Below are 25,557 nucleotides of genomic sequence, written 5' to 3'. Positions count from 1 at the left end.
TAGACGCCCCATCACTGACAATCTGTAAAGCAACTCGGCAACCCATAAGGAGCGCCGGTCCGGATACCTTCCCTGCCGACCTCCAACCTCAAAACAACAGGAGATACCGATGCCTAACATTCTCGGCCAGAACTTCATCGCTGGCGGCCGCAGCGCTTTGGGCCAGAGCCTGCAAAAAAGCCTGGATGCCACCACGGGTGAAGAGCTGCCTTACAGCTTTCATCAGGCCACCGACGGCGAAATCGACGCCGCGGCACTGGCTGCCAAGGCTGCATTCCCGGAATTTCGTCAGCTGAGCCCGGCCCGTCGCGCGGATTTCCTCGACGCCATTGCTGATGAACTCGACGGGCTTGGCGATGACTTCGTCGCTATCGTCTGCCAGGAAACCGCTCTGCCCCAGGCGCGTATTCAGGGTGAGCGCGGGCGCACCAGCGGCCAGATGCGTCTGTTTTCCAAGGTCCTGCGCCGCGGTGATTTCGTCGGTGCACGTATCGACCTGGCGTTGCCGGATCGCAAGCCGTTGCCACGCGTCGACCTGCGCCAGTACCGCATCGGCGTGGGCCCGGTTGCGGTGTTCGGGGCAAGCAACTTCCCGCTGGCGTTTTCCACTGCGGGCGGTGATACCGCAGCAGCACTGGCCGCCGGTTGCCCGGTAGTATTCAAGGCGCACAGCGGTCACATGGCGACTGCCGATCTGGTGGCCAGCGCAATCATTCGCGCTGCCGAGCGTACGCAGATGCCCAAAGGCGTGTTCAACATGATCTTCGGCAACGGCGTCGGTGAAGGCTTGGTCAAGCACCCGGCCATCCAGGCGGTTGGTTTCACCGGCTCGCTGAACGGTGGCAACGCGCTGTGCAAAATGGCTGCCGAGCGTCCACAACCCATTCAGGTGTTTGCCGAGATGTCCAGTATCAATCCGGTCGTGCTGCTGCCAGGCGCCTTGCAGGCACGTGGTGAAACCGTGGCCAAGGAGCTTGCCGGCTCGGTGGTCATGGGTGCCGGTCAGTTCTGTACCAACCCCGGCGTGGTCATCGGCCTGCGCTCCCCGGCGTTCTCGACATTCATCGAGCAACTGACCGAACAGATGGGCAGTCAGGCTCCGCAGACCATGCTCAACGCGGGTGGCCTGCGCAGTTATAGCAAGGGCGTGGAACACCTGCTTTCGCATCCTGGCGTGACGCATCTGGCCGGCAAGCCTCAGGAAGGCAAGCAGGCGCAGGCGCAGTTGTTCAAGGCTGACGTGAGCCTGCTGCTGAACGGTGATCAATTGCTGCAAGAGGAAGTCTTCGGCCCGACCACGCTGCTGATCGAAGTCGCTGACGATGCGCAGTTGAAAGACGCGCTGCAAGCCTTGCGTGGTCAGCTGACTGCGACCGTGATCGGTGAACCTGCGGACTTGAGCCAGTACAGCTGGCTGCAACCGATTCTCGAAGAGAAAGTCGGCCGCATCCTGTTCAACGGCTACCCGACCGGTGTCGAGGTCTGCGAGGCGATGGTTCACGGCGGTCCATACCCGGCAACCTCGGACGCACGCGGTACCTCGGTGGGCACCCTCGCCATCGACCGCTTCCTGCGCCCCGTGTGCTATCAGAACCTGGCGGACAGCCAGTTGCCACCTGCGTTGCAGAACGCCAACCCGTTGGGCCTGCGCCGTCTGGTCAATGGCGAATGGAGTGACCAGCCCGTCGCGTAATCGCCATCGGCTAAATCCGCAACACAGCATCCGCAACACAGCAGCGCGACCTGATGAGGGTCGCGCTTTTTTTTGGAAAAAATTTCTTTTTTGTGCCCGGAGTCGCTTATAGCGGACCGCTTTTATACCCGGATGACAGCACCATAGAAGTGCAAAACATAGGCTGTTCATAAATTAACCACACAGCTGTAAGCCACGTGTAACAAGGGTTTCAAAAAGTTACCCACAGACATACCCACGATTTCCGTGGACAACTTTTCATCGAATTCGGACCTTAAAAACCCTGAGCAGTGCAAGCGTAAATTTTTGACGGGTGTCTGCAATCCCGGTGTGATGGCATCTGTAATGGCCCACGAGGCCGCCTGACATAACCTTATGCACGTTTGGCGGTTGATTCGACAGGCTGTACAGCGTGAAATAGACGATTTATCGAGGCCCCACCATGCAACAGCGTTGTAACGTGGCCGTACTCGGCCTGGGTGCTATGGGTGCTGCCACGGCGTATCAGTTGGCAAAGGCCGGAGTCGATGTGATTGGCATCGACCGCTACGCCCCTCCGCACACACAAGGCTCCAGTCACGGCGATACCCGCATCACGCGGCTGTCGGCCGGTGAAGGGCCGCAATACCTGCCACTGGTACGCAGCTCACAGCGCATCTGGCGTGAACTTGAAGCATTGAGCGGCGAGTCGCTGTTCGAGCAGTGCGGTGTGCTGGTGATGACTTCAAGCCCCGCTTACGATCCAGAGGACGTCAACGACTTCACCCATCAGACCATCGCGCTGGCCCGCGCTTATGGGGTGAGGCACGAGGTATTGGCGGCCGCAGCGATTCGCGAGCGCTTCCCTCAGTTCGCTCCTGTGCTGGATAGCGCCATCGGCTATTTCGAACCAGAGGGCGGATTCGTTCGGCCCGAGCGCTGCATCGCCGTACAGCTCAAGCTGGCAAGACAACACGGCGCACGTTTGCTGACCCACGAAACGGTCACGCAGTTGCAGGCGCATGGCGATCAGGTACAAATCACCACCGACAAGGGCTCGATCATCGCCGACAAGGTCGTGGCCAGCGCGGGCATGTGGTCGGCCGGTTTACTCGGCGCACCGTTCAGCGACCTGCTGCGGGTGTGCCGGCAAAAGCTGTTCTGGTTCGAGGTGCAGCAAGAGGCTGCCTTTGCTGCGCCGTCGCCAAGCTTCATCCTGAGTCACGGGCCGGGCGACGCCGATGTCAATTACGGCTTCCCGCCGCTGCCCGGTGAAAACAGCATGAAGGTCGCCACTGAGCAATACCTCGAGACGTCAGCGGCTGACCGGTTGGACCGCACCATTACCGCGCGGGAAGAACAGGAAATGTTCCGCACTCAGGTGCAGGGCAGGATTGCGGGACTGACGCCAAAGGTGGTCAAGTCTTCGGTGTGCGCCTATACCGTGACGCCGGACTGCCACTTCATCATCGATGAACACCCGCACCTGAAAAACGTGACGGTAGTCTCGGCCTGTTCCGGCCACGGTTTCAAGCATTCAGCCGGGCTCGGACTGGCGCTGGCGCAACGCTGTATTGATGGCGAGAGCGATGTGGATCTCTCGGCCTTTTCACTGCAACGCTTCGCCAGGCAGGCTTGATCAGCGCGCCACCACGAACGCCTCGTCGATGCGCGCCAGATCGGTGTCACGCAAGGTGCCGGCGTAGTAATGCAGCTTGATCCAGGCCATCAAATAGTCGTAACGGGCTTTCGCCAGATCGCGACGGGTACTGTAAAGCTGCTGCTCGGCGTTGAGGGCATCCAGGCTGATGCGCTCGCCACCCCGAATGCTCTGGCGGGTCGATTCGACCAATGCCTGCGCCGAGATCAGCGCCTTCTGGTAGGCGCGTAACTTGCCCACCCCTGACGCACAGGCGTTGAACTGGCGACGCAGCTCGATCAGGGTTTCGCGGGTCTTGCCCTCCAGCTCGTATTCAGCCTGCTCGCGCTTGCTGTTGGCCTGGCGCACCGAGGCGCTGGTGCCCCCTCCGGCGTACAGCGGAAGACTGAGCTCGATGCCTATCGTGTTGGTGTCGTAACGCTGATTGTAGGTGTTACCGCTGTCCGATTCGTTCTGACGGATACTTGCGTAGGCATTCACCGTCGGCAGATGCCCCGCGCGATTGCGCTCCACCTCGTATCGCGCCACTTCCAGGGACTGACGCTGCGAAGCCAGGATCGGGCTATTGGCCATGGCCAGCGCATGCCACTCGGTAAAGCTGGACGGTGCGAGGACCAACGCCTGAAAGCTGTCCCTCAAGGGCTCCAGCTGCGCAACATCGATACTCGGCTCGCCCAGCAACGCCGCCAGCTCGCGTAAGGCCGCGTCCTGCTCATCGCTGGCTTCGATCTGCTCGGCAATCGCCAGTTCGTTGCGCGACTCCGCTTCGAGAATATCGGTGCGCGTGCCCTCTCCCTGCTCGAACATCTGCCGGTTCTGCGCGAACTGGCGTTCGAACGCCTGCTGCTTGGCACGCGCGATATTGATCTGGTCCTGGGCGAAGAGTGCCTGGGTGTACAGGGTCAACACCCGCACCAGTAACTCCTGGCTCTTGCTGCGAAAGGTCTCGTCGGCAAACAGCGCCTGGGCCAGTCCCTTGCGGTAATTGGCGTACGCCTCGTAATCGATCAATGGCTGCTGAACCGTCAGGCTCGAACCAAAGCTGTTGTAGTGGCGATGATCAGTCGTGTCTTGAGTGCTGCCTTTGAGGGTCGCCTTGGAATCGTTGCGCCCCTTGTTGTAGCTGTACGACACACGAGGCAACAAGCCCGCACGACCGATCACCCGGTTTTCCAGGCCCGCGTCACGCTCCTTCAGCGCGCCCAGATAAACCGGGTCATTGCGAAGCGCCAGTTCATAGACCTGAAACGGGCCCATGGCCTGAGTCAAGGGTGCAGTACCCATCAGGATGGCCGTCAACAAAGCGGCTTTAAGGGGATGACGAAACATCCTATTCCTCCGTCAACGCGGAGCCGGCACGGTCCAGCAAAGGTTTGAACAGATAATTGAGCAGCGAGCGTTCACCCGTGCGCACGAACATTTCAGCGGGCATGCCGGGTTTGATCACCAGCCCGTTGAGTTTTTCCAGCGCCGCGTCGCCCACCGAGGTACGCAGCACGTAATACGGCTGGCCGGTTTTTTCATCCTGCATCTGGTCGGCGGAAATCAGGCTCACCTCACCGGAAACCCGCGGCGTGCGGCTTTGATTGAACGCGGTAAACAGAATGTCGACCGGCAAATGGCTGGCGACCTTGTCGATCAGTTGCACTGGCAGCCGCCCTTCAACTTCCAGACGTGTGCCTTGCGGGACGATTTCCAGCAGGGTTTCGCCGGCACGCACCACCGCGCCTTCGGTGTGCACGCCCAGATTGACGGCGATGCCATCCGCCGGCGCCAGGATGGCGCTGTGTTGCAGACTGAAACCGGCCGAGGCCAGTTGCTGCTCAAGGGTAAGTGCCTTGACCTGGGCATCGGCCCATTGGCTGCGCACCTCTTTCTGGTACTCCTCGCGCTGCTGCTGAAGGCGCAGGCGCGACTCGACGATACCTTGCTCTATACGTCCGGTTTCGCCTGCGTTTTGCGCCAGGCTCTGCTGCACCTGAGAAAGCTGACGCTGGAACTCCAGCAGGCGATTGCCGGGAATGAACCCGTTCTGCGCCAGCGGCTCCAGGTTACTCAGTTGCTTGCGTAGCGAATCAGCCTGAGCCATCAGATCCGAGCGGGCACGGCGCATGCCGGCGAGCTGCAATCCGGCACCCTCGATGCTCGCCTGCAGGCCGGACTGCTCGCGCGCCAGGGCCTGGCGTCGGCTGCTGAACAACTGCCGCTGCCCTTCAAGCACCAGCGCCAGCCGTGGGTCGGGGTCTTGCCCCTGCCCGGCCGCAATCAGTTCTGCGGGAAAACGCACCTCGTCAAGGTTGTCGCGCTCGCTCTGCCAGCGCGCCAGGCTGGCCCAGGCCATTCGGTACTGGGCTCGCAGCGATTGCACGTCGGCTTCGACCTGAGTCTGATCAAGGCGAAACAGCGGTTCGCCCTCTTTAACCCGTTGACCTTCACTGACCAGAATTTTGCTGACCACACCGCCATCCAGCGACTGCACGGCCTTGCGTTTGCCAGACACCACCACCGTCCCCTGCACGGCAATGCCCTGATCCAGAGGGGCAAGACTGGCCCACAGAAAGAAACTGCCCGCCCCTGCCAGCATGAGAATCCAGCCGGCACGAACGAAGAACTGCACGCCGCGTTCCTTGCCCGGCACAGCGTAATGAGTGTCGATAGGGCTGTTCATACGTCGGACTGCCTGTTCTGCGTGCCGTACTGACGGCTCATGGAAAGCCCGGCAGGTGCAGGGCGAGATTGCGATTGAGGGTGCGCTTGCGCTGCCTGCGCCGACGATGGCTGTCCGGACAAGGCCTGCAACACCTGAGCCGTGGCACCGAATGCCTGCATGCGACCTTCGCTCAGCACCAGCAGGCGATCGGTCTGGTTCAGCGACTGTGTACGGTGGGTGACGAGCACAACGGTGCAGCCGCGGGTCTTGAGTTCAGCAATCGCCTGAGTCAGCGCCGCTTCACCCGCAGCATCCAGATTGGAATTGGGCTCATCGAGCACCACCAGTCGCGGATCGCCATACAAGGCACGGGCCAGCGCGACGCGCTGTTTCTGACCGCCGGACAAGCCGGCGCCATCATCGCCCAGCCGCGTGTCGTAGCCTTGAGGCAGGCGCAGAATCAGTTCGTGCACGCCCGCCAGTTGCGCGGCAGCAACCACCGCGCTCGCGTCGCCCTCGCGAAAGCGCGCGATGTTTTCTGCCACGCTGCCGCCGAACAGCTCGATGTCCTGCGGCAGATAGCCAATATAGGGACCCAGCGCCTCTCGGTCCCAGCGATGCATATCGGCCCCGTCCAGACGTACCGTGCCGCCCAGCGCTGGCCAGACACCAACCAGCACGCGTGCCAGGGTCGATTTTCCGGAGCCGGATGCGCCCAGCACGCCGAGCACTTCACCGGCTTGCAACTGGAAGCTCACTTGCTGAATCGTCGGCGACGTTTTACCCGGAGGGGCAGCGCTGACCTGTTCGGCGCTGATCTGACCGCGCGGTGCCGGCAGAGGCATGCGCGGCGCGGGCTCGGCGTAGGTCTTGAGCAGCTGGTCAAGGCGCCCGTAGGCCAGGCGTGCAGAACTCCATTGTTTCCAGACGGCGATCAACTGGTCGATGGGGCTCAGAACCCGCCCCATGAGGATCGAGCCGGCGATCATCATGCCGGCGGTCATGTCTCCATTTATCACCAGCAGTGCGCCCAACCCCAGCACCAGCGACTGCAGGCACAGGCGTAAAGCTTTGCTGATTGAACTGATCACCGCTCCCGTGTCACTGGCACGGTTTTGCAGGGCCAGAAAGCGCCCATGCACATGGAACCAGCGACGCCGCAAGACCTCAAGCATGCCCATCGCCTGGATCGCCTCGGCCTGTTGCAGATGCCGGGTCGCCAATTGCGCAGACTGCTGCGAGTAGCCGCTGGCTTCGGCCAGCGGTTTGCGGGTCAGCCATTCGTTGAGGCAGGCCAGTCCGACCAGCAACACCGTCCCCACACTGGCCAGCACGCCTAGCCAGGGGTCGAAAAGGAAGATTACCGCCAGGTAGATGGGAAACCACGGGGCGTCGAAGAACGCGAACAGCGCCGGCCCGGTGAGAAACTGGCGGATGAAGGTCAGGTCACCCAGCGCCTGTCCAGCCTGACGCTGTCCGGCGTGCAGGTTGCTCTCGAACGCGGCCTGATAGACGCGCAGATTGAAATGCTTCTCCAGCTCGCTGCCGATACGGATCACCACAAAGCTGCGGATCATCTCCAGCAAGCCTATAAACGCAAAGAACCCGACCACCATCAGCGTCAGCATGGCCAGAGTGGTCTGGTTCTGTGAGGTCAGTACGCGGTCATAGACTTGCAGCATGTAAATCGATGGGGCGAGCATCAGCACGTTGATCAGGGCGGTAAAGCAACCGACACCAATCAACGCGCTCTTGTAGTCAGCCAGCGCTTTGTACAACGGCGCAGGGTTGCCTTGGGAGGACATACTCATGGTTCTTCCTTGAAAGCCGCGAGTGCGGCCGGGTGACATCCTTGGGGACATTCATTTCGGACATTTTTTCGGTGCACGGCCGGCACCCTTTATTCGGCTGCGCGCTCCAGCCTCAGCACCTGACCGCTCGGCAGGCGCGCCTCATAGCGCTGCTCTCCCATATGGTTGAAATGAATCAGTCGATTGCCCTCGTTGTCGGTCAAGGCGAGACCGTCAGGCGTCGGGAACCAACCGACTGGTGCTTCGTTCAGCCATTTGGTGGCGCAGGCGGTATCGCCGCCCAGCTGGGGCGCCTCGGTGTTCAACTGCAGTTCGCAGGCTCGATCAGCCTGTGAATGAATAAACAGATGCCACTTGCCGCTGAGTTCAGCGGGGCTTGGCAGTTTCAGACTCATGGCCATGCATGCTCCAGAAAGGCTCACCAGCAGCGCAAGAGCGGCTGGAGCGAATTGAAAAAAACGGTTGAGCTTCATAAGGACGAACGTTCCAGATCATGGGCGGGCCGATCGACTCGCCCATGATTTTTACCGGTTAAACGATGATGTCAGCAGCGACTGCCTGACCTACGGTACCGACCAGGAAATCGCCGATGCCCTGCCCGGTGAAGTCGATCGCCAGACTGCCCAGATTGCTGCTCTGGTTATAGTTGAGGATCGCCTCGCCAGCATGGCCGCTGAACGCGTTGACGAACTGCAGCGCGCTCAGCGTGGAAATGGCCGATACGTCGATCTTGTCCTGACCGCTGACGAAATCACGAATCGTATCCTGGCCCGCACGGTTGGAGTCGGAGCTGGCGCCAAACACGAAGATGTCGGCACCCGCACCACCGGTCAGGCTGTCGGCGCCGCCACCCCCATAGATGATGTCGTTGCCGGCACCACCCTTGAGGTCGTTGGCGGCAGCATTGCCGATCAACAGGTCATTGCCCGAACCGCCCACCGCGTTTTCAACCACCACACCCTTGGCGATCGAAACGTTGCCCACCATGCCACCGACATCCGAGAACGAGGCGGCATTGAGGTTGATCTTCTGGTTCTGGGTGAAGCCGGAGAAGTCGAGGGTATCCTTGCCCCCGCCATCCCACACCGAGAACACCACCTTGGAAGAGGCGGACGTGGCGCTGTAGAAATCGCGCCCGGCAGTAGAGTTGAACCCATAGACCGTATCACCGGCACGGGTGCTCATGTTCGCGCCATAGAGCTGCTGAACGGCGGTGATGTCATCCAGCAACGGTGCCGAAGAGTACGACGGAGCGCCGCCCTTGACGAAGTTCTGGTCAGTGTTGGACTCACTCCAGTAACTCATGACGCTATAGCCACGGGTGTCTTCTGCGTAAGTGGCGTCCTTGTAGCTCGGATTGCCCTCGCCCGCGTTGTAGTCACCCGGGTGAGACAGGCCCAGGGTATGGCCGATTTCATGGGTCAGGGTCTGACGGCCGTAATTGCCATTGTCCGGGGTGGTGTTGACCTTGTAGCTGTTGTCGACAAGGTACCAGGACTGGCCGTCAGTACGGCTGTTGCCACTGGGCAGGTAGGCAAAAGCTGCACCGCCCGCACTGCCGTTGCTGTAGTTGCCGAAGGTCATATGCCCGTCGCCGCCGGAAGCCGCCTGGGTAAAGCTGACCTTGGCGACGTCTGCCCAGGATTGCATCGACAATACCGCCTGTGCTTTCTGCTGCGCGTTGAACGCACTGAAAGTCCCCAGCGAATTGTCGAACCCGGCAGGCTTGGCCGTCAGGAACGTGTAGGTGAGGTTGATGGTGCCGTTGCCATCGCGATCCGTCCAGGCGGCGTCGTCGCGAAGAATATAATCAGCGGCCTGATCGACCGAATACGAGGGCTTGCCATTGATCGTGAGGTTGCCGCCACGGTCATACTGGTGCGCGAACGCATTGATCTGGTCAAAAGAGGTGCTGGTAGCAGCGGAAAGTTGAATTGCAGCATTTTCTTTGACTTTCGTCATGACACTTCCTTGTTTGCTGTTTGACAGGTTAGGTACGACAGGACTCTCCCCTGTAGCGAGAGAGTCCGGTCACTCGCCTTGTGAAGCATAAAAATCGTATTGCGTAACAAAACTGACACATCCTGAAATCTTGTGTCCAGCACTGTTCGATGATGTCAAGTGGCCCTAAATGGGCAAGCGCCTACAGGCGTTGGAGAATCGCCTGATATTATTTTTTGTGATGATGAAATAGTCGATAAACGCTTGAACAGACTGTAGCAAGCTTGATAAATATGACTGATAGGTCATGAATTTTACGGGGTCGACTGGCCGCAAATGCTCTGAGTAATGCTCCGGCTCACTCAGCCGCCAGGAACGGCACACCGTCAGCAGTGCGATGGGCCAATGCTGACATTTTTCCTCGCCGCAGAAACGCAAAAAGCCCCGACGAGTCGGGGCTTTTCTTGAAGTGCAGCGGCCTGAATATTCAGGCCTGGTAAATCAGTCGTCGCGGCTCATGATGCCGAAGATCTGCAGCAGGCTGATAAACAGGTTGTAGATCGATACGTACAGGCTGACCGTCGCCATGATGTAGTTACGCTCACCACCCTGAATGATCGCGCTGGTCTGGAACAGAATGCACACCGACGAGAACAGCACGAAGCCCGCGCTGATAGCCAGTTGCAGACCGCTGATCTGGAAGAACATGCCGGCCACTACCGCACCCAGCAGTACGAAGAAACCTGCGGTGATGAAACCACCCAGGAAGCTCATGTCCTTGCGGGTAATCAGTACGTAGGCTGACAGGCCGCCGAATACCAGAGCCGTCATCGCGAAGGCCGAGCTGACCACTTCAGCACCACCGGCCATGCCCAGGTAACGGTTTAGGATCGGACCCAGCAGGAAGCCCATGAAACCTGTCAGGGCGAAGGTCGACACCAGACCCCAGACCGAATCACGCAGCTTGTTGGTCAGGAAGAACAGACCGTAGAAGCCGATCAGCACCACGAAAATGTTCGGGTAGCCGACGCGCATCTGCTGAGCGACGAAGGCCATGACACCACTGAAAGCCAGTGTCAGGGCGAGAAGACCGTAAGTATTGCGCAGGACACGACTAACCTCGAGCTGGTCGGCCTGCATGCCGGTTTTAAGGCTGTAATCCTGTTCGCGCATGGCGAAACTCCTTGCTGTTGAAATGTTGAGTTGCAAAGATCATAACAGAGGCGCTGCAACTGGCTAGTCACAGAGTTTGACAGCTTGTTTCATTCCGGTATTATGGCGCCCGCAACGAAGTGGAGGTATGGCCGAGTGGTTTAAGGCAGCAGTCTTGAAAACTGCCGACTGTAACAGGTCCTAGAGTTCGAATCTCTATGCCTCCGCCATATTTGGCAGCGCAAAGCCCTGATTATTCAGGGCTTTGTCGTTTCTGGTCGCCACGAATTCCTCTCACCGCCCCGCCGTGCGAGCTGCAGTACGCAACCTGATATATTGATGTCCATACCGAATCAATCATCCTGGTTACGCAATGCCCATCAATTTCGACCTCAACGACCTCCAGGCATTTCGTGCCGTGGTCGAGAATGGCAGCTTCCGCAAGGCCGCTGAAACCGTACAGATCACCCAGCCTGCGCTCAGTCGGCGGATAGAAAAGCTCGAATCTGCGCTGAATGTGAAGCTGTTCGAGCGGACCACCCGCAGGGTCAGCCTGACCACGGTCGGCCGCGCATTTCTGCCTCAGGTCGAGCGTATTCTGGATGATCTGGACAGCGCGTTGATGACCATCGAAGGCGTCGGCTCCACGCGAATGGGCAGCGTGACGATTGCCTGCGTGCCTTCAGCCGCCTATTACTTCATGCCGCAGGTCATCAGCGCCTTTCACCGGTTGTTTCCGAAAATCAGAATCCGGGTCATGGACGCCAGCGCCAATGAGGTCAACAGCGCGGTTGCCCTGGGCGAAGCCGATTTCGGGGTGAGTTTCAGCGGCAATCTGGCGCCGGAGGTGGATTTCGAGCTGCTGCTGCAGGAACGCTACGTGATGGCCTGCAGGCGGGATCACCCGCTGGCAACATGCGACAGCGTCAGTTGGGAAGAGATGTACCGCCACGACTACATCGGCCTGGACATCACCTCGGGTAATCGTCTGGTGCTGGATCAGGCGCTGGCACCTTCGCGCCCGCACAAGGAAAGCATCTGCGAAACCCGCCATGTCACGACCATGATCGGACTGGTGGAAGCAGGGCTTGGCGTGGCTGCGGTGCCGTCGATCGCCATGCCGATGACCGCTCACCCGTTTCTGGTGAGCGTGCCATTGGTTGCGCCCGAGGTGATTCGCAATGTAGGGCTGATCAAGCGTCGTGGCAGGACCTTGACACCGGCAGCCCTCGAGTTGGAACAACTGGTCAGGAAAATGCCTTCACGCTCAGCGGGGAACTGAATCCAGACCGGTAGACTGCACTGTAGCCTGGGCCTTCGGGGAGGCCAGGTAATCCAGCAAGGCCTTCGCCTCTTTCGGGTGCTCGGCATTGACCGGGATGCCCGCGGCATAACGGGTAACCGACTGAACGTCTTCCGGGATCTTCGCCACGAACGTCACGCCGGGAATCGGCAGCAACTCGGCAACCTGTTGAAAGCCCACCTCGTAGTCACCCTTGGCAACCACCGAAGCAACCGGGATGCGCTCGATCATCTTACCCTTCGGCGCGAGCTCCTTCTCGATACCGAGCTTTTTGAAAAGCTCTTTTTCGATGTACACGCCACTGGCGCTGTCGGAGTAAGCCACCGACCTGGCCTTGAGCAAGGTGGCCTTGAGCTCACTGTCGGTGCCGATCGCCGGCTTGGCCGCACCCTCCTTCACCACCATTCCGATCCGCGAGTCAGCCAGTTCGACCCGCGATGCCGGGTCTACCTTGCCTTGCTTGATCAGATCATCCAGCGCATAGCCGACCATGATCACCACATCGGCGTGCTCGCCACGGGCCAGACGATTCGGGATGGCCTCGGGCGCCTTGCCCATCGATGGGCCGAGAATGGTGTCGAGCGAGTCCCCGGAAGACGCCGCGTATTGCGGTCCGAGCAGTTTGTACGCAGCCGTAAAGCCGCCGGAGGTCATAACCTTGAGCTGTTCAGCCTGCGCCGCCGCACTGACCGCGATACAGCCGAGAAAAAGCGCGGCCAATTGATGTTTGTATAACGATTTCATAATGATTTTCCTTGATTAAACAGCCAGTTGCGGGCGGGTCGAGATGTGCCGGTAGAGCACCAGTGTGGCACCCAGCGCACAGGCTGCAGCAAATGTCATCCAGTAAGCAGGTGCAGCCTTGTCGCCGGTGAGGTGGATCAACCAGGTCGAAATCGCCGGAGTGAAACCACCAAAAACCGCCGTCGCCAGGCTGTAGGCCAGCGAGAAACCGGCAACACGCACCTCTACCGGCATGATTTCGGTCAACGCCGGAATCATCGCGCCGTTATACAAGCCGTAGAGAAACGAGAACCACAACAGCACTTCCAGCATATGGCCGAAGCTGGGCGCCAGAGCGAGGAAAGACAGCGCCGGGTACGCACTGACGATGGTCAGTAGCGTCATCGCAACCAACAGCGGCTTGCGCCCGAAACGGTCGCTCAACATGCCGCCGACAGGCAGCCAGATAAAGTTGGAGACACCGACCAGCAAGGTCACCAGAAGCGCATCGGAGGTACTCAGGTTGAGTACGGTTTTGCCGAATGTCGGTGCGTAGATGGTGATCAGATAAAAGGTGGTAGTGGTCATCGCCACCATCAGCATTCCGACAATCACCACGCGCCAGTTTTGCAGCAGCGTCGCGAACACCTGCCGCATGGTCGGACGATGAGAGCGAGTGGCGAACTCCTCTGTTTCCTGCAGGCTGCGGCGCAGCAGGAAAATGAACGGAATGATCAGGCAACCGATGGCGAACGGAATTCTCCAGCCCCAATCGGCGACAGCAGCAGGTGCCATCCATTGGTTCAAGCCATAGCCCAGTGCAGCGGCGACAACGATTGCCACCTGCTGACTGCCCGACTGCCAACTGGTATAGAAGCCCTTGCGGCCGGGTGTCGCCATCTCTGCCAGATACACGGACACCCCACCCAGTTCCGCGCCGGCAGAAAAGCCTTGCAGCAAGCGGCCGACCAATACCAGGGCCGGTGCCCACAAGCCGATGCTTGCGTAACCGGGCACCAGAACAATCAGCAACGTGCCACTGGCCATGATCGACAGGGTCACAATCAAGCCTTTACGGCGGCCCACGTCATCAATGTAAGCGCCCAGAATCACGGCACCCAACGGACGCATCAGGAAGCCAGCACCGAAGACCGCGAAGGTCATCATCAGCGAAGCAAACTCACTGCTGGCCGGGAAAAAGGCGGAGGCGATCTGGGTGGCGTAAAAGCCGAACAGGAAGAAGTCGAATTGCTCGAGGAAATTACCGGAGGTGACCCGAAATACCGCGCCTGCCTTCGACCGGGAGGATTCTTTTCGTAATGGGGATGAGCCGTGCATCAGTGTTCTCCAGCGATCTTATTAGAGTGTTGTAAGCGCTTGTGATGGAGGAGTCTGCCGGACACACTTTGAAACGATAAGTGCTATGTTTTCATCGATTGATGCACGATTTACATCAATCGAAACTCAAGCGGTTGCGCCTTGATACTGGGTTTGCAGGTCAGCGCGCGCCAAACTCACACGCCTGCCCTTGAATTCTTTATCATTGCGCATGTTTTGTTGGCAGAGCCGATCATGAAATTCGCCATCTCCCTTTTTTCCGCCGCCCATGCGCCCTCCTCTCGGCGAGCCTTGCAGTTCGCCAAGGCGGTGCTGGCAGGCGGGCACGAAATTGTCCGGTTGTTCTTCTATCAGGAAGGCGTACATAGCGCGTCGGCCAACGTCGTGACGCCGCAGGACGAGCAGGATATGGCACTGCAGTGGCGTGACTTCATCGTCGAGCACAAGCTGGACGGCGTGGTGTGCATTGCCGCGGCGTTGCGTCGCGGTGTGCTCGACACGCAAGAGGCCGAGCGTTATCAGCGGCCGGCGGCAAACCTGCGCGAGCCGTGGGAATTGTCCGGGCTGGGCCAGCTGCACGATGCTGTGCAATCGGCTGATCGCCTGATCTGCTTCGGAGGGCCATGAGATGCCCAGATCACTATTGGTTGTCAGCCGTCAGTCGCCGTGGTCCGGTCCCGGTGCCCGCGAAGCGCTGGATATCGTACTGGCGGGCGGAGCATTCGATCTGTTGGTAGGCCTGCTGTTTCTGGACGACGGGGTTTTTCAGTTGTTGCCACAGCAGTCGCCCGACGCCCTGCAACAGAAAGACCTGACCGCAAACCTGAAAGCCCTGCCGATGTTCGGTGTCGAAGACCTTTACGTCTGCGGACAAAGCCTGGCCGAGCGCGGCATCTCCCCCGGAGCATTGAGCGAAGAGCTGAGCCAATTGACTACGCGCGCAGAATTGTCAGCACTTTTTGACCGGTATGACGAGGTAATCACGATCTGATGGCTACTTTGCACGTTCTCTCTCACTCGCCGTTTGCCGACACCCGGCTGGACAGTTGCCTGCGCTTGCTGGGCAACGATGATGGCGTACTGCTCTGTGGCGATGCCACCTATGCGCTGATGCCATCCAGTGCGCAGCTCAAAGCCCTTCAGTCGTCGGTCGACTCATCGCAACTGTTCGCCCTCGACGAAGACCTCAGCGCACGCAATCTGCCCCTCCCTGCCGGAGTCAGCAGCATCGACTACCCGGCGTTCGTGGAACTGTCGCTGCGCTTCGACAAGGTCAATACCTGGTTATGAAACAGTTGAACATTGACGGGCGCAGCATCGAACTGGACAAGGATGGTTTTCTGCAAGACCTCAGCGACTGGTCGCTGGACGTCGCCCACGCCTTGTCCGCCGAGGAAGGTATCGAGTTGAGTGCCGAGCACCTTGAAATCCTTGAGCTGCTGCGAGGTTTTTACGCCGAGTTCCAGCTTTCGCCCGCAACACGGCCGCTGATCAAATACACCGCGCTGAAGCTGGGTGCAGAAAAAGGCAACAGCATGCACCTCAATCGCCTGTTCAACGGCACTCCCGCCAAACTCGCCGCCAAGCTGGCGGGCCTGCCCAAACCGACCAATTGCATATGAATGATTACGCTGCGCTTGTCACTGAAACACCTGAAGAACATCCCTTTGCGACGTTCGTTCGCATTCTGGGCAAAGGCAAACGTGGCGCGCGCAACCTGACTCGCGAGGAAGCACGGGAAGCCATGGGCATGCTGCTCGATGAAAAAGTCGAGGACACCCAACTTGGCGCTTTTCTGATGCTGCTGCGTCACAAGGAAGAAAGCCCCGAGGAGCTGGCGGGGTTTACCGAAGCGGTGCGTGAACGTCTGCACGCTCCCGACATGCAGGTCGACATCGACTGGCCGACCTACGCCGGAAAAAAGCGTCACCTGCCGTGGTACCTGCTGGCAGCCAAATGCCTGGCGCAAAACGGCGTCAGGATCCTCCTGCACGGCGGGGGCGCGCATACCGCAGGGCGTCTGTACACCGAGCAGTTGCTCGATCTGCTGAAGATACCGCTGTGCCGCAACTGGTCAGCGGTCAAGACTTCGCTCGAGCAAGACCGGCTGGCGTTCATTCCGCTCGCCGATTGGGCACCGCAGTTGCAGCGCATGATCGACCTGCGCAACACGCTGGGGCTACGCTCGCCCATTCATTCGCTGGCACGCATTCTCAATCCGCTGCAGGCGCGGTGTGGCCTGCAAAGCATTTTTCACCCGGGCTATCAAAGCGTGCATCGCGATGCCAGCAGCCTGCTCGGCGACAACGCCATCGTGGTCAAGGGTGATGGCGGCGAAATCGAGATCAACCCCGACACCATCAGCCACCTGTACGGCACCACCGGCGGCCAGCCGTGGGATGAAGAATGGCCAGCGCTCTCACCGCGTCGCCATGTAAAACCGGCGACGCTCGACCCGCAGCAACTGCTGGCCTTGTGGCGAGGAGAAATCGAAGACAGTTACCCGCAACTGGCATTGATATCGACCATGGCGCTCGCCCTGCGCGGCCTGGGCGTCGATCGTGACGAGGCCTTCGCCCAGGCACAGGTATTCTGGGATCGCCGCGACATCAATCTGTAACCCTTCGGCCTTTCGACAATGAAAGGCCGTAATCCAGTCGAACCGATGCACCTGCGCTGACCTCCAAGCTCTATCACCTGGAAATGGGAGTCAGACATGGGCCTTCTGGTCGAAGGACACTGGCAAGACCAGTGGTACGAAAGCAGCAAAGATGGCGCATTTCAGCGCGAAAATGCTCAGCGACGCAGTTGGGTCACGCCCGATGGACACCCGGGACCATCCGGTGCAGGCGGGTTTGCTGCACAGGCGGGTCGCTATCACCTGTACGTGTCTCTGGCTTGCCCGTGGGCACAACGCACGCTTATTTTGCGCAAGCTCAAGGGCCTGGAAGGCCTGATCGATGTTTCGGTGGTCAGTTGGCTGATGCTGGAAGACGGCTGGACCTTTGATCAGCAGAAAGGCTCCAGCGGCGATGCGCTGGATGACCTGCAGTTCCTTCACCAGCGCTATACCGCCGACGACCCTCGATACACCGGCCGCGTCACCGTTCCGGTGCTGTGGGACAAGCAGCAGCAATGCATCGTCAGCAACGAATCTGCGGAAATCATCCGCATGTTCAATTCCGCATTCGACGAGCTGACCGGCAATACGCTGGATTTCTACCCGCAAGCGTTACGCGCGAGCATTGACGAGCTTAACGAGCAGATCTACCCGAAGGTCAACAACGGCGTGTACCGGGCTGGTTTCGCCACCTCGCAAGGCGCATATGAAGAGGCGTTCGATGATGTATTCGCTGAACTGGACGTGCTGGAAAACCTGCTCGGTGAAAAGCGTTACCTGACAGGCAAACACCTTACCGAAGCCGACATACGTCTGTTCACCACCATCGTGCGCTTCGATGCGGTGTATTACAGCCACTTCAAATGCAACCTGCGGCGCATCGCGGACTACCCCAATCTCAGCAACTGGTTACGCGAGCTGTATCAGTGGCCGGGGGTCGCAGAGACGGTGAGTTTCGAGCACATCAAAGGGCATTACTATGGGAGCCATCGCACCATCAACCCGACCGGGATCATACCGAAGGGGCCCGCACTCGATCTGCAGGCAGATCACGACCGTGAGCGACTGTCCGGTGAAGGTGTCTGGAACAACTGACGTATGGGAAGAAGTGGTGGATAGCCCGGACGGGCTACCCATCATTGGCATCAGAGAGTCGCCTGAGCGCCCTCGAACCACGCCAGCTTTTCACGCAACTTGACCACCTCACCGATAATCACCAGCGTCGGTGCATGAACATCATGCTCGGCAACCAGTTGCGGCAGGTTTGCCAGGGTCCCTGTGAACACACGCTGATTGACGGTGGTGCCCTGCTCGACCAGTGCAGCAGGCGTGTCGGCAGAGCGACCGTGCCGGATCAACTGCTCACAGATAACCGGCAAACCGATCAGCCCCATGTAAAACACCAGTGTTTGCGCAGGCGCTACCAGATCTGACCAGGGCAGATCTGTCGTACCGTTTTTCAAGTGACCCGTGATGAAACGCACCGATTGCGCATGATCACGGTGCGTCAACGGTATACCCGCATATGCTGCGCAACCGCTGGCAGCGGTGATGCCGGGCACTACCTGGAACGGTATGCCATGCGCCGCCAGTTCTTCGATTTCCTCGCCGCCACGGCCGAAGATGAACGGATCACCGCCCTTCAGACGCACCACTCGCTTGCCCTGCTTTGCCAGTGCAACCAGTTGCTGGTTGATCTGTTCCTGCGGAACGGCATGCTCCGCACGGCGCTTGCCAACGTAGACACGCTCGGCATCACGACGGCACAGGTCAAGAATCGTTGGCGCGACCAGGCGGTCATACAACACCACATCCGCTTGCTGCATCAGGCGCAAGGCCCGGAAAGTCAGCAAATCCGGATCACCTGGACCCGCACCGACCAGATAGACCTCACCGGTCTCAGAAGGCGGCTCGCCAGCAATTTTGGCGATCAGCATACGTTCGGCTTCAGCACCCTGCCCGGCCAGCTGGCGGTCGGCAATGGCGCCCTGAAAAACATCTTCCCAGAACGCTCGGCGCTGCTGCACATTCGGAAACAGGCCTTTGACCTGATTGCGAAAGCGCGCAGCCAGTCCGGCGAGCTGCCCGTAGCTGGAGGGAATCCAGGTTTCCAGCTTGGCGCGAATCAAACGCGCCAGCACCGGCGCATCGCCGCCACTGGACACGGCAATCACCAAGGGCGAGCGGTCGACGATGGCCGGAAAGATCACCGTACACAGCGCCGGGGCGTCAACCACGTTGACCGGAACGCAACGCAAGCGGGCATCGCGTGACACCTGAGCGTTGAGCGGCTCATCATCCGTCGCAGCAATGATCAGCACGCAACCATCAAGGTCGCATTCGCTGTAGCCGCGCAGGATCATTTCACCGCCGCTCTGGACAACCAGCTCGCTCAGTTGCGCCTCGATTTCCGGCGCAACCACGCGCAGCACTGCACCGGCGTCGGCAATCAGGCGTGATTTGCGCAGGGCAATTTCACCGCCACCAACCACCAGCACACGACTGCCACGCAGGTTATGGAACAGCGGCAGAAATTCCATTTAACCGATGACCTCAAGGCCGCCCATGTACGGCTTGAGCACCTCAGGCACACGAATCGAACCGTCCGCCTGCTGATAGTTCTCCAGCACTGCCACCAGTGTGCGGCCTACCGCCAGGCCCGACCCGTTGAGGGTGTGGACCAGCTCCGGCTTGCCGGTTTCAGGGTTACGCCAGCGCGCCTGCATGCGGCGCGCCTGGAAATCACCGCAGTTGGAGCAGGAAGAGATTTCGCGATATTTGTCCTGGCTCGGAATCCAGACTTCCAGGTCGTAAGTCTTCACCGCACTGAACCCCATATCGCCGGTGCACAGCGCGAGCGTGCGATAAGGCAGTTCAAGCAGTTGCAGGACGCGTTCGGCGTTGCCGGTCAGCGACTCGAGCGCGGCCATGGAGTCGTCAGGCGCAACGATCTGGACCATCTCGACCTTGTCGAACTGGTGCTGGCGAATCATGCCGCGGGTATCACGCCCGGACGCGCCCGCTTCACTGCGGAAGCAAGGGGTATGGGCAACAAACTTGAGAGGCAGCTGTTTGGCATCGAGAATTTCACCCGACACGATATTGGTCAGCGACACTTCGGCAGTCGGGATCAGGTACAGATCGGCCTCGCCTTCGCGGGAGATCTTGAACAGGTCTTCCTCGAACTTGGGTAACTGACCTGTGCCCTGCAACGCTGGTGCCTGCACCAGATACGGAGTGTAAGTCTCTTCGTAGCCGTGCTCGTTGATGTGCAGATTGATCATGAACTGTGCCAGGGCACGGTGCAGACGCGCGATCGGGCCACGCAGCAGCGCAAAGCGCGCGCCGGACAGCTTGGCTGCGGTCTCGAAATCCAGCCAGCCGAACTTCTCGCCCAGCGCAACGTGATCCTTGACCTCGAAATCGAATGACGTCGGCGTACCCCAGCGACGTACTTCGACGTTGCCTTCTTCGTCGGCACCGACCGGCACGGACTCGTGGGGCAGGTTCGGAATGCTCAGCACCAGCGCATCCAGTTCGGCCTGAATGCCATCCAGCTCGACCTTGCCTTCGCTCAGCTCATTGCCCATGCGCTCGACATCAGCCATCAACGGCGCAATATCTTCGCCGCGCTGCTTGGCCTGACCAATGGATTTGGAACGTGCATTGCGCTCGGCCTGCAGCTGTTCGGTGCGGGTCTGCACTACCTTGCGCTGGGCTTCCAGCGATTCAATGCGCGCCACATCCAGCGTGAAACCACGGGAAGCCAGGCGATCCGCTACGTCCTGAAGTTGAGTACGTAACAGTTTGGAATCGAGCATATCGTTCTCTCGTCTATCAAAGTCTGGTCAGGGACAGGCCAGCCCAGGTTGCGAGCAGCCCGCCGAATACGCTGATACCGGCATAGCCGAGGGCCAGCGGTACCTGCCCGCTTTCCAGCAGGCGCAGCGTATCCAGTGAAAAGGATGAAAAGGTCGTCAGACCGCCTACAAAGCCGACAAGCAAGCCGGCACGAATTTCGATGGGCACTTCCGGACGCAGCAGGAACAGTCCGTACAGTACACCGATGATCAGGCACCCGACGATGTTGACCGCCAGCGTCGCCGCATAAAAATAACGAGGCCAGTTGGCGCTGACCCAGGTGCCTGTCGCAAAGCGCAATAATGTACCAGCGATCCCGGCAATCGACACCGCAAGAATAGTCTGAATCATCACTTTCTCCGCTTGCGAGGGCTGGCATCGTCCAATGCGTTCAGATGCCTGAGCTTTTCACCGATCTTGAGCTCCAGACCGCGAGGCACAGGCTGGTAATACTGCCGTGGCTCCAGCTCGTCCGGAAAGTAGTCTTCGCCAGCTGCATAAGCATCGGGCTCATCATGGGCATAGCGATATTCTTCGCCATAACCTAGCTGCTTCATCAGCTTGGTAGGCGCATTGCGCAAGTGCAGCGGAACCTCCAGCGAACCGTGCTCACCTGCTTCGCGCATAGCCGCCTTGAACGCCATGTAGACCGCGTTGCTTTTTGGCGCACAGGCGAGATAGACAATAGCCTGCGCGACCGCCAGCTCTCCCTCGGGACTGCCAAGGCGCTCCTGCACATCCCAAGCGGACATGCACAACGGCAGCGCACGAGGATCGGCATTGCCGATATCTTCACTGGCCATGCGCACCACGCGGCGCGCCAGATATAGCGGATCACAACCGCCGTCGATCATCCGCGCAAACCAGTACAGGGCCGCGTCGGGATTGGAACCGCGAATCGACTTGTGCAGTGCCGATATCTGGTCGTAGAACGCCTCGCCGCCCTTGTCGAAGCGGCGTCGACTGTCACCCAACAGGCTCTGCAGCAGCCCGACATCGATTTCGCTGCCGTCTTCGGCCAGATCCGAGGCGTTCTCCAGCAAGTTGAGCATGCGCCGACCGTCGCCATCGGCGGCGGACATCAGCATCGCAAACCCCTCATCGCTCAAGGCCAGTTGCCGCTTGCCCAGCCCGCGCTCTTCGGTCAGGGCACGATTGACCAGCTTGCGCAGCGCCGCCTCGTCCAGGCTTTTGAGCACGTAGACACGCGCCCGGGACAACAAGGCGTTGTTGAGTTCGAACGAGGGGTTTTCGGTGGTCGCGCCGATAAAGATCAGCGTGCCGTCCTCGACATAAGGCAGGAAGGCATCCTGCTGTGACTTGTTGAAGCGGTGCACTTCGTCGACAAACAGGATGGTGCGCTTGCCGTACTGTCCGGCCTGCTGCCGGGCGACTTCAACGGCCTGACGGATTTCCTTGACCCCGGCGAGCACCGCCGAAACCGTCTCGAAGTGCGCGTCCGACACTTTGGCCAGCAGCTTCGCCAGGGTGGTCTTGCCCACCCCGGGCGGGCCCCAGAAAATCATCGAGTGCAGTGCGCCTTGCTCCAGCGCCTCACGCAGAGGCTTGCCGTGGGCAAGCACGTGTTCCTGGCCGACATACTCATCCAGGTTGGTAGCACGCAAACGTGCAGCCAGAGGCTGAGCTATCGGTTCGCGGCTGAACAAGTCCATGGTCAGAAATCGGCCCTTTTACTCTTGAATGACATCAGCACCCTTGGGAATCTGGAACTGAAACTTGCTGGCTGCGATCGACTCGTTGGCCTTGACCCCGGTGAACAGGATATTGGTGCGCTGACCTACGCTGTCGATCAACTGCATGTCGTTGATGATGCCGTTGCGGAACGACAGACGCAGGCTGTCGAACAGCGTGTCCTTGGTCTTGGGCTTGAGCACGAAATCGATCACGCCACCCGCCTCTTTCGCGGTGATGTCGAAGCTTTCGCTGATCTTTGATACATCACCGGACAGCAGCAAGGCTGGAGTCTGAGTCAGGCGCTGATCGAGCTTCTTGATCGTGACCTGCTCCAGATCAGGGTCCCACAGCGAGACTTTCTTGCCGTCCGAGACCATCAACTGCTCCTGTGGCGCATCGGTATGCCAGTTGAACAAGCCGGGGCGCTGCAGGGCCATTTCGCCGGTGGTTTCCTGCAACTGGGTACCGCCACCGTCCAGCGTCAGTTGCGAGAAGCGGGCGGTCAGGGTCTGGGATTTCTCCAGCAACTGGGTCAGGCGCGCCACGTCCTTGCTGTCGGCATGGGCGGGGATCATGGAGAAGGTCAGTGCAGTGGCCAACAGCATGCGGATAAGGCGCATGGGATTCCTCTTTGAAGTCGATGATGATGCGACAGCGTGGCGTGCACGCCGTCGCCGCAATACGGGGTGATAAAAATCAGTCGCGCACCGGCCCGGGGGCCAGGACTTCGCGCGAACCGTTGGTATTCATGGAGGTCACGACCCCTGCCATTTCCATCGCTTCGATCATGCGCGCTGCGCGGTTATAGCCGATCTTCAACTTGCGCTGTACGGCAGAAATCGAAGCGCGACGGCTTTCCAGCACGAACTTGACGGCCTCATCGTAAAGCGCGTCGCTTTCGCTGTCTTCACTGCCTTCGCCGCCACCGCCATCAAAGCCGCTGCCGGGCTCTTCGACACCGGCGAGAATATCGTCGTTGTAGTCCGGGGAACCTCGCAGCTTCCAGGCTTCTACCACACGATGCACTTCTTCGTCGGAAACGAACGCGCCATGCACACGAATCGGCAGGCTGGTGCCTGGCGGCATGTACAGCATGTCGCCGTGGCCCAACAGTTGTTCGGCGCCGCCCTGGTCGATGATGGTCCGCGAATCGATTTTGCTCGATACCTGGAATGCCATACGCGTTGGAATGTTGGCCTTGATCAGACCGGTGATCACATCCACCGACGGACGCTGGGTGGCGAGAATCAGGTGGATGCCCGCAGCACGTGCTTTCTGGGCGATACGCGCGATCAGCTCTTCGACCTTCTTGCCGACGATCATCATCATGTCGGCGAACTCGTCCACCACCACGACGATGGTCGGCAGTTTGCTCAGCAGCGGCGCTTCGTCATGAATACTTTCGCGCTTGTACAGCGGATCGGCAAGCGGCTCGCCGGCATCCTGAGCTTCCTTGACCTTCTGATTGAAGCCGGACAGGTTACGTACACCCATCTTCGCCATCAGCTTGTAGCGACGCTCCATCTCGGCAACGCTCCAGCGCAGGGCGTTGGCGGCGTCCTTCATGTCGGTGACCACCGGACACAACAGGTGCGGAATACCTTCGTAGATGGACAGTTCGAGCATCTTCGGGTCGATCATGATCAGCTTGGCGTCTTCCGGGCCGGACTTGAACAGGATCGACAGGATCATGGCGTTCACACCCACCGATTTACCGGAACCGGTCGTACCGGCTACCAGCAGGTGGGGCATCTTGGCCAGATCGGTAATCACCGGCTTGCCGCCGATGTCGTGGCCCAGGGCCAAGGTGACAGGCGACTTGGCGTTATCGTATTCGGGAGTCGACAACACCTCGGAGAAGCGCACAATCTGGCGATCTTCGTTGGGGATCTCGATACCGACGGTGGTCTTGCCCGGAATCACCTCGACTACACGAACGCTGGTCACGGCGAGCGAGCGCGCAAGGTCCTTGGCGAGGTTGGAAATGCGGCTGACCTTGACGCCGGCGGCGGGCTGGATCTCGTAGCGGGTAATGACCGGACCGGGGTGGATGGAGTCTACCGAGACCTCCACACCGAATTCCTTGAGCTTGATTTCCAGCAAATGACCGACGGCCGCCAGAGACTCTGGGGAATAGTTGAGCTGCTTCTTCTCTGCCGGGTCGAGGATGGAAATCGGCGGAAGCGTGCCTTCCACTGCACTGTCCACGAACAGCGGCGCCTGCTTTTCCTTCATGACGCGCTTGCTGGGCTCTACAGGCTTCGAAGGCGCTGGCGCGATGACCGCAGGCACGTGCTTTTCGCGCTCGGTCATGTGTTTGCTCAACGACGCTTCACGCTCAACCAGTCGCTCTCTGGCCTTGGCCTGCTCGCGACGATCGGGAGCCACAGGCGCCACCACATCGTTGACGCGCATGTCCACCTCACGCAACTGCGCAACCATCTGCTTGCGCTCGGCGCGGGCAGTCCACCAGCGGTTCGCAGCGCCTTGAAACAGTTCGAACAGGTCGAGGGTGATCTTGCCGGTGACATCCATCACCTTGAACCAGGACAGGTCGGTGAACACGGTCAGGCCGAACAGAAACAGGGCAATGAACAGTAAGGTGCTGCCTTGAATATTCAGCGCTTTCTTGGCCAGATCGCCGAGCACTTCGCCCAGCACACCGCCTGCCGAGCCTGGGAAGCCGGCCGAGAAATGGAAATGGATATGCGCCAGCGCAGCGCCCGCCAGGATCAGGAACACCAGACCGATCAGGCGCCAGGAAAACAGCCAGCCGCTCCATTGCCATGGCTCATGGCGATGGCGAAAGACCTGCCAGGCTTTGATCGCCAGCAACAGCGGGAAGATGTAGGCGAAATAGCCCAGAATCATGAACAGAATATCGGCACAGAACGCACCTGCACGCCCTGCGGCATTCTGCACCTGTGCCGCATTGCTGCTGGTGTGGCTCCAGCCGGGATCGCTCTGATCGTAGGTCAGCAAGGCCATCATCAGATACAGGCACAGTGCGCCAAAGGCGATCAGGGCCCCTTCCTTGAGCCGGTAGTGCAATTGCTGTCGCCAAAGCGGGACAGCGCTGGGTGCTGGGGTGGATTTCTTCAAAACGCTTTATTTCCTGCGCAATAGCGCGA

The 25,557-nt window shown here is 59.7% G+C and carries 23 protein-coding genes and 1 tRNA gene; 10 read left to right on the top strand and 14 right to left on the bottom strand.

The window, feature by feature from the left end; genetic code table 11:
* Positions 1-109: 109 nt before the first annotated feature.
* Together JOE29_RS09360 and solA are read left to right on the top strand one after the other, a co-directional pair.
* The gene (locus tag JOE29_RS09360) at positions 110-1,693 is read left to right on the top strand and encodes an aldehyde dehydrogenase (NADP(+)) (RefSeq protein WP_210079418.1); all 1,584 of its coding nucleotides are present in this window, start codon (positions 110-112) and stop codon (positions 1,691-1,693) included.
* A gap of 442 nt (positions 1,694-2,135) precedes the next feature.
* A complete protein-coding gene (solA, locus tag JOE29_RS09355; RefSeq protein ID WP_058445154.1) occupies positions 2,136-3,311 on the top strand; it encodes an N-methyl-L-tryptophan oxidase in 1,176 nt (391 codons plus the stop codon).
* Here solA and JOE29_RS09350 read toward each other — a convergent pair whose 3' ends face one another.
* The 6 genes from JOE29_RS09350 to JOE29_RS09325 all read right to left on the bottom strand — a co-directional run bounded on the left by JOE29_RS09350 (position 3,312) and on the right by JOE29_RS09325 (position 10,907).
* Entirely contained in the window at positions 3,312-4,661 is a 1,350-nt protein-coding gene (locus JOE29_RS09350) for a TolC family outer membrane protein (protein WP_210079417.1), read from the bottom strand.
* Position 4,662: 1 nt separating this feature from the next.
* On the bottom strand, positions 4,663-6,000 hold the full coding sequence (locus tag JOE29_RS09345; protein ID WP_024648648.1) for an HlyD family type I secretion periplasmic adaptor subunit: 1,338 nt from the start codon (positions 5,998-6,000) through the stop codon (positions 4,663-4,665).
* The gene (locus JOE29_RS09340; RefSeq protein WP_044313375.1) at positions 5,997-7,793 is read right to left on the bottom strand and encodes a type I secretion system permease/ATPase; all 1,797 of its coding nucleotides are present in this window, start codon (positions 7,791-7,793) and stop codon (positions 5,997-5,999) included. The genes JOE29_RS09345 and JOE29_RS09340 overlap by 4 nt, the downstream gene beginning before the upstream one ends.
* Before the next feature lie 89 nt (positions 7,794-7,882).
* Positions 7,883-8,266, bottom strand: coding sequence for a protease inhibitor Inh/omp19 family protein (locus tag JOE29_RS09335; protein WP_003395728.1), 384 nt, complete (start codon positions 8,264-8,266; stop codon positions 7,883-7,885).
* 58 nt (positions 8,267-8,324) lie between these two features.
* Positions 8,325-9,755, bottom strand: coding sequence for a serralysin family metalloprotease (locus tag JOE29_RS09330; protein WP_003411605.1), 1,431 nt, complete (start codon positions 9,753-9,755; stop codon positions 8,325-8,327).
* Positions 9,756-10,235: 480 nt separating this feature from the next.
* Entirely contained in the window at positions 10,236-10,907 is a 672-nt protein-coding gene (locus JOE29_RS09325; RefSeq protein WP_003317937.1) for a Bax inhibitor-1/YccA family protein, read from the bottom strand.
* 121 nt (positions 10,908-11,028) lie between these two features.
* Between JOE29_RS09325 and JOE29_RS09320 the strand changes: the two genes are divergently transcribed.
* Both JOE29_RS09320 and JOE29_RS09315 read left to right on the top strand, forming a co-directional pair.
* Positions 11,029-11,116, top strand: a tRNA-Ser gene (locus JOE29_RS09320).
* A 143-nt stretch (positions 11,117-11,259) separates the two neighbouring features.
* Positions 11,260-12,168, top strand: coding sequence for a LysR family transcriptional regulator (locus tag JOE29_RS09315; protein WP_003343442.1), 909 nt, complete (start codon positions 11,260-11,262; stop codon positions 12,166-12,168).
* Here the strand turns inward: JOE29_RS09315 and JOE29_RS09310 are convergent.
* Both JOE29_RS09310 and JOE29_RS09305 read right to left on the bottom strand, forming a co-directional pair.
* The gene (locus JOE29_RS09310; protein WP_011268261.1) at positions 12,154-12,933 is read right to left on the bottom strand and encodes a substrate-binding domain-containing protein; all 780 of its coding nucleotides are present in this window, start codon (positions 12,931-12,933) and stop codon (positions 12,154-12,156) included. The two genes, JOE29_RS09315 and JOE29_RS09310, sit on opposite strands and share 15 nt — an antisense overlap.
* A 15-nt stretch (positions 12,934-12,948) precedes the next feature.
* A complete protein-coding gene (locus JOE29_RS09305; protein WP_210079416.1) occupies positions 12,949-14,250 on the bottom strand; it encodes an MFS transporter in 1,302 nt (433 codons plus the stop codon).
* A gap of 234 nt (positions 14,251-14,484) precedes the next feature.
* Between JOE29_RS09305 and tusD the strand changes: the two genes are divergently transcribed.
* The 6 genes from tusD (at position 14,485) to JOE29_RS09275 (ending at position 17,965) form a co-directional block, all read left to right on the top strand.
* Positions 14,485-14,877, top strand: a complete 393-nt coding sequence (gene tusD / locus JOE29_RS09300) for a sulfurtransferase complex subunit TusD (RefSeq protein ID WP_003426150.1) — start codon at positions 14,485-14,487, stop codon at positions 14,875-14,877.
* Between the two features lies 1 nt (position 14,878).
* Positions 14,879-15,241, top strand: coding sequence for a sulfurtransferase complex subunit TusC (tusC, locus tag JOE29_RS09295; protein WP_024961192.1), 363 nt, complete (start codon positions 14,879-14,881; stop codon positions 15,239-15,241).
* On the top strand, positions 15,241-15,540 hold the full coding sequence (gene tusB, locus JOE29_RS09290) for a sulfurtransferase complex subunit TusB (protein ID WP_003395712.1): 300 nt from the start codon (positions 15,241-15,243) through the stop codon (positions 15,538-15,540). The genes tusC and tusB overlap by 1 nt, the downstream gene beginning before the upstream one ends.
* Positions 15,537-15,872: a TusE/DsrC/DsvC family sulfur relay protein gene (locus JOE29_RS09285; RefSeq protein WP_003317943.1), complete on the top strand. Its 336-nt coding sequence runs from the start codon at positions 15,537-15,539 to the stop codon at positions 15,870-15,872. Before tusB ends, JOE29_RS09285 begins: the two co-directional genes overlap by 4 nt.
* Positions 15,869-16,870, top strand: coding sequence for a glycosyl transferase family protein (locus JOE29_RS09280; protein ID WP_003395709.1), 1,002 nt, complete (start codon positions 15,869-15,871; stop codon positions 16,868-16,870). Before JOE29_RS09285 ends, JOE29_RS09280 begins: the two co-directional genes overlap by 4 nt.
* A gap of 96 nt (positions 16,871-16,966) precedes the next feature.
* Positions 16,967-17,965: a glutathione S-transferase family protein gene (locus JOE29_RS09275; protein ID WP_074997785.1), complete on the top strand. Its 999-nt coding sequence runs from the start codon at positions 16,967-16,969 to the stop codon at positions 17,963-17,965.
* A gap of 50 nt (positions 17,966-18,015) precedes the next feature.
* On the opposite strand, the gene cysG is transcribed toward JOE29_RS09275, so the two are convergent.
* From cysG to ftsK, 6 genes are all read right to left on the bottom strand, one after another.
* Complete coding sequence (gene cysG, locus JOE29_RS09270; RefSeq protein WP_003426143.1) at positions 18,016-19,410, bottom strand: siroheme synthase CysG; 1,395 nt, start codon at positions 19,408-19,410, stop codon at positions 18,016-18,018.
* Positions 19,411-20,691, bottom strand: a complete 1,281-nt coding sequence (gene serS, locus JOE29_RS09265) for a serine--tRNA ligase (RefSeq protein ID WP_003317946.1) — start codon at positions 20,689-20,691, stop codon at positions 19,411-19,413.
* Positions 20,692-20,707: 16 nt separating this feature from the next.
* A complete protein-coding gene (gene crcB, locus JOE29_RS09260) occupies positions 20,708-21,082 on the bottom strand; it encodes a fluoride efflux transporter CrcB (RefSeq protein WP_003317947.1) in 375 nt (124 codons plus the stop codon).
* The gene (locus tag JOE29_RS09255; protein WP_003411647.1) at positions 21,082-22,404 is read right to left on the bottom strand and encodes a replication-associated recombination protein A; all 1,323 of its coding nucleotides are present in this window, start codon (positions 22,402-22,404) and stop codon (positions 21,082-21,084) included. Before JOE29_RS09255 ends, crcB begins: the two co-directional genes overlap by 1 nt.
* 18 nt (positions 22,405-22,422) lie before the next feature.
* Entirely contained in the window at positions 22,423-23,046 is a 624-nt protein-coding gene (lolA, locus tag JOE29_RS09250) for an outer membrane lipoprotein chaperone LolA (RefSeq protein WP_003371767.1), read from the bottom strand.
* 76 nt (positions 23,047-23,122) lie between these two features.
* Positions 23,123-25,528 carry a DNA translocase FtsK gene (gene ftsK, locus JOE29_RS09245; RefSeq protein ID WP_003343466.1) on the bottom strand — a complete coding sequence of 802 codons (2,406 nt, stop codon included), beginning with the start codon at positions 25,526-25,528 and terminating at the stop codon, positions 23,123-23,125.
* Between the last annotated feature and the right edge of the window lie 29 nt (positions 25,529-25,557).

Origin of the sequence: Pseudomonas sp. PvP009, assembly GCF_017832995.1 — a bacterium.
In the GTDB taxonomy this organism is placed as follows: Bacteria; Pseudomonadota; Gammaproteobacteria; order Pseudomonadales; family Pseudomonadaceae; genus Aquipseudomonas; species Aquipseudomonas syringae.
Note: the sequence above shows the minus strand (reverse complement) of the source record. Positions and strands in the feature narration are given on the sequence as shown.

Coding starts and splice junctions, on each gene's coding strand:
- cysG (WP_003426143.1), bottom strand. CDS start 19,410: ATGGAATTTCTGCCGCTGTTCCATAACCTGCGTGGCAGTCGTGTGCTG.
- tusD (WP_003426150.1), top strand. CDS start 14,485: ATGAAATTCGCCATCTCCCTTTTTTCCGCCGCCCATGCGCCCTCCTCT.
- lolA (WP_003371767.1), bottom strand. CDS start 23,046: ATGCGCCTTATCCGCATGCTGTTGGCCACTGCACTGACCTTCTCCATG.
- serS (WP_003317946.1), bottom strand. CDS start 20,691: ATGCTCGATTCCAAACTGTTACGTACTCAACTTCAGGACGTAGCGGAT.
- JOE29_RS09325 (WP_003317937.1), bottom strand. CDS start 10,907: ATGCGCGAACAGGATTACAGCCTTAAAACCGGCATGCAGGCCGACCAG.
- JOE29_RS09305 (WP_210079416.1), bottom strand. CDS start 14,250: ATGCACGGCTCATCCCCATTACGAAAAGAATCCTCCCGGTCGAAGGCA.
- JOE29_RS09360 (WP_210079418.1), top strand. CDS start 110: ATGCCTAACATTCTCGGCCAGAACTTCATCGCTGGCGGCCGCAGCGCT.
- JOE29_RS09315 (WP_003343442.1), top strand. CDS start 11,260: ATGCCCATCAATTTCGACCTCAACGACCTCCAGGCATTTCGTGCCGTG.
- tusB (WP_003395712.1), top strand. CDS start 15,241: ATGGCTACTTTGCACGTTCTCTCTCACTCGCCGTTTGCCGACACCCGG.
- JOE29_RS09330 (WP_003411605.1), bottom strand. CDS start 9,755: ATGACGAAAGTCAAAGAAAATGCTGCAATTCAACTTTCCGCTGCTACC.
- JOE29_RS09345 (WP_024648648.1), bottom strand. CDS start 6,000: ATGAACAGCCCTATCGACACTCATTACGCTGTGCCGGGCAAGGAACGC.
- JOE29_RS09280 (WP_003395709.1), top strand. CDS start 15,869: ATGAATGATTACGCTGCGCTTGTCACTGAAACACCTGAAGAACATCCC.
- JOE29_RS09275 (WP_074997785.1), top strand. CDS start 16,967: ATGGGCCTTCTGGTCGAAGGACACTGGCAAGACCAGTGGTACGAAAGC.
- JOE29_RS09350 (WP_210079417.1), bottom strand. CDS start 4,661: ATGTTTCGTCATCCCCTTAAAGCCGCTTTGTTGACGGCCATCCTGATG.
- solA (WP_058445154.1), top strand. CDS start 2,136: ATGCAACAGCGTTGTAACGTGGCCGTACTCGGCCTGGGTGCTATGGGT.
- JOE29_RS09340 (WP_044313375.1), bottom strand. CDS start 7,793: ATGAGTATGTCCTCCCAAGGCAACCCTGCGCCGTTGTACAAAGCGCTG.
- JOE29_RS09310 (WP_011268261.1), bottom strand. CDS start 12,933: ATGAAATCGTTATACAAACATCAATTGGCCGCGCTTTTTCTCGGCTGT.
- JOE29_RS09255 (WP_003411647.1), bottom strand. CDS start 22,404: ATGGACTTGTTCAGCCGCGAACCGATAGCTCAGCCTCTGGCTGCACGT.
- JOE29_RS09335 (WP_003395728.1), bottom strand. CDS start 8,266: ATGAAGCTCAACCGTTTTTTTCAATTCGCTCCAGCCGCTCTTGCGCTG.
- tusC (WP_024961192.1), top strand. CDS start 14,879: ATGCCCAGATCACTATTGGTTGTCAGCCGTCAGTCGCCGTGGTCCGGT.
- crcB (WP_003317947.1), bottom strand. CDS start 21,082: ATGATTCAGACTATTCTTGCGGTGTCGATTGCCGGGATCGCTGGTACA.
- JOE29_RS09285 (WP_003317943.1), top strand. CDS start 15,537: ATGAAACAGTTGAACATTGACGGGCGCAGCATCGAACTGGACAAGGAT.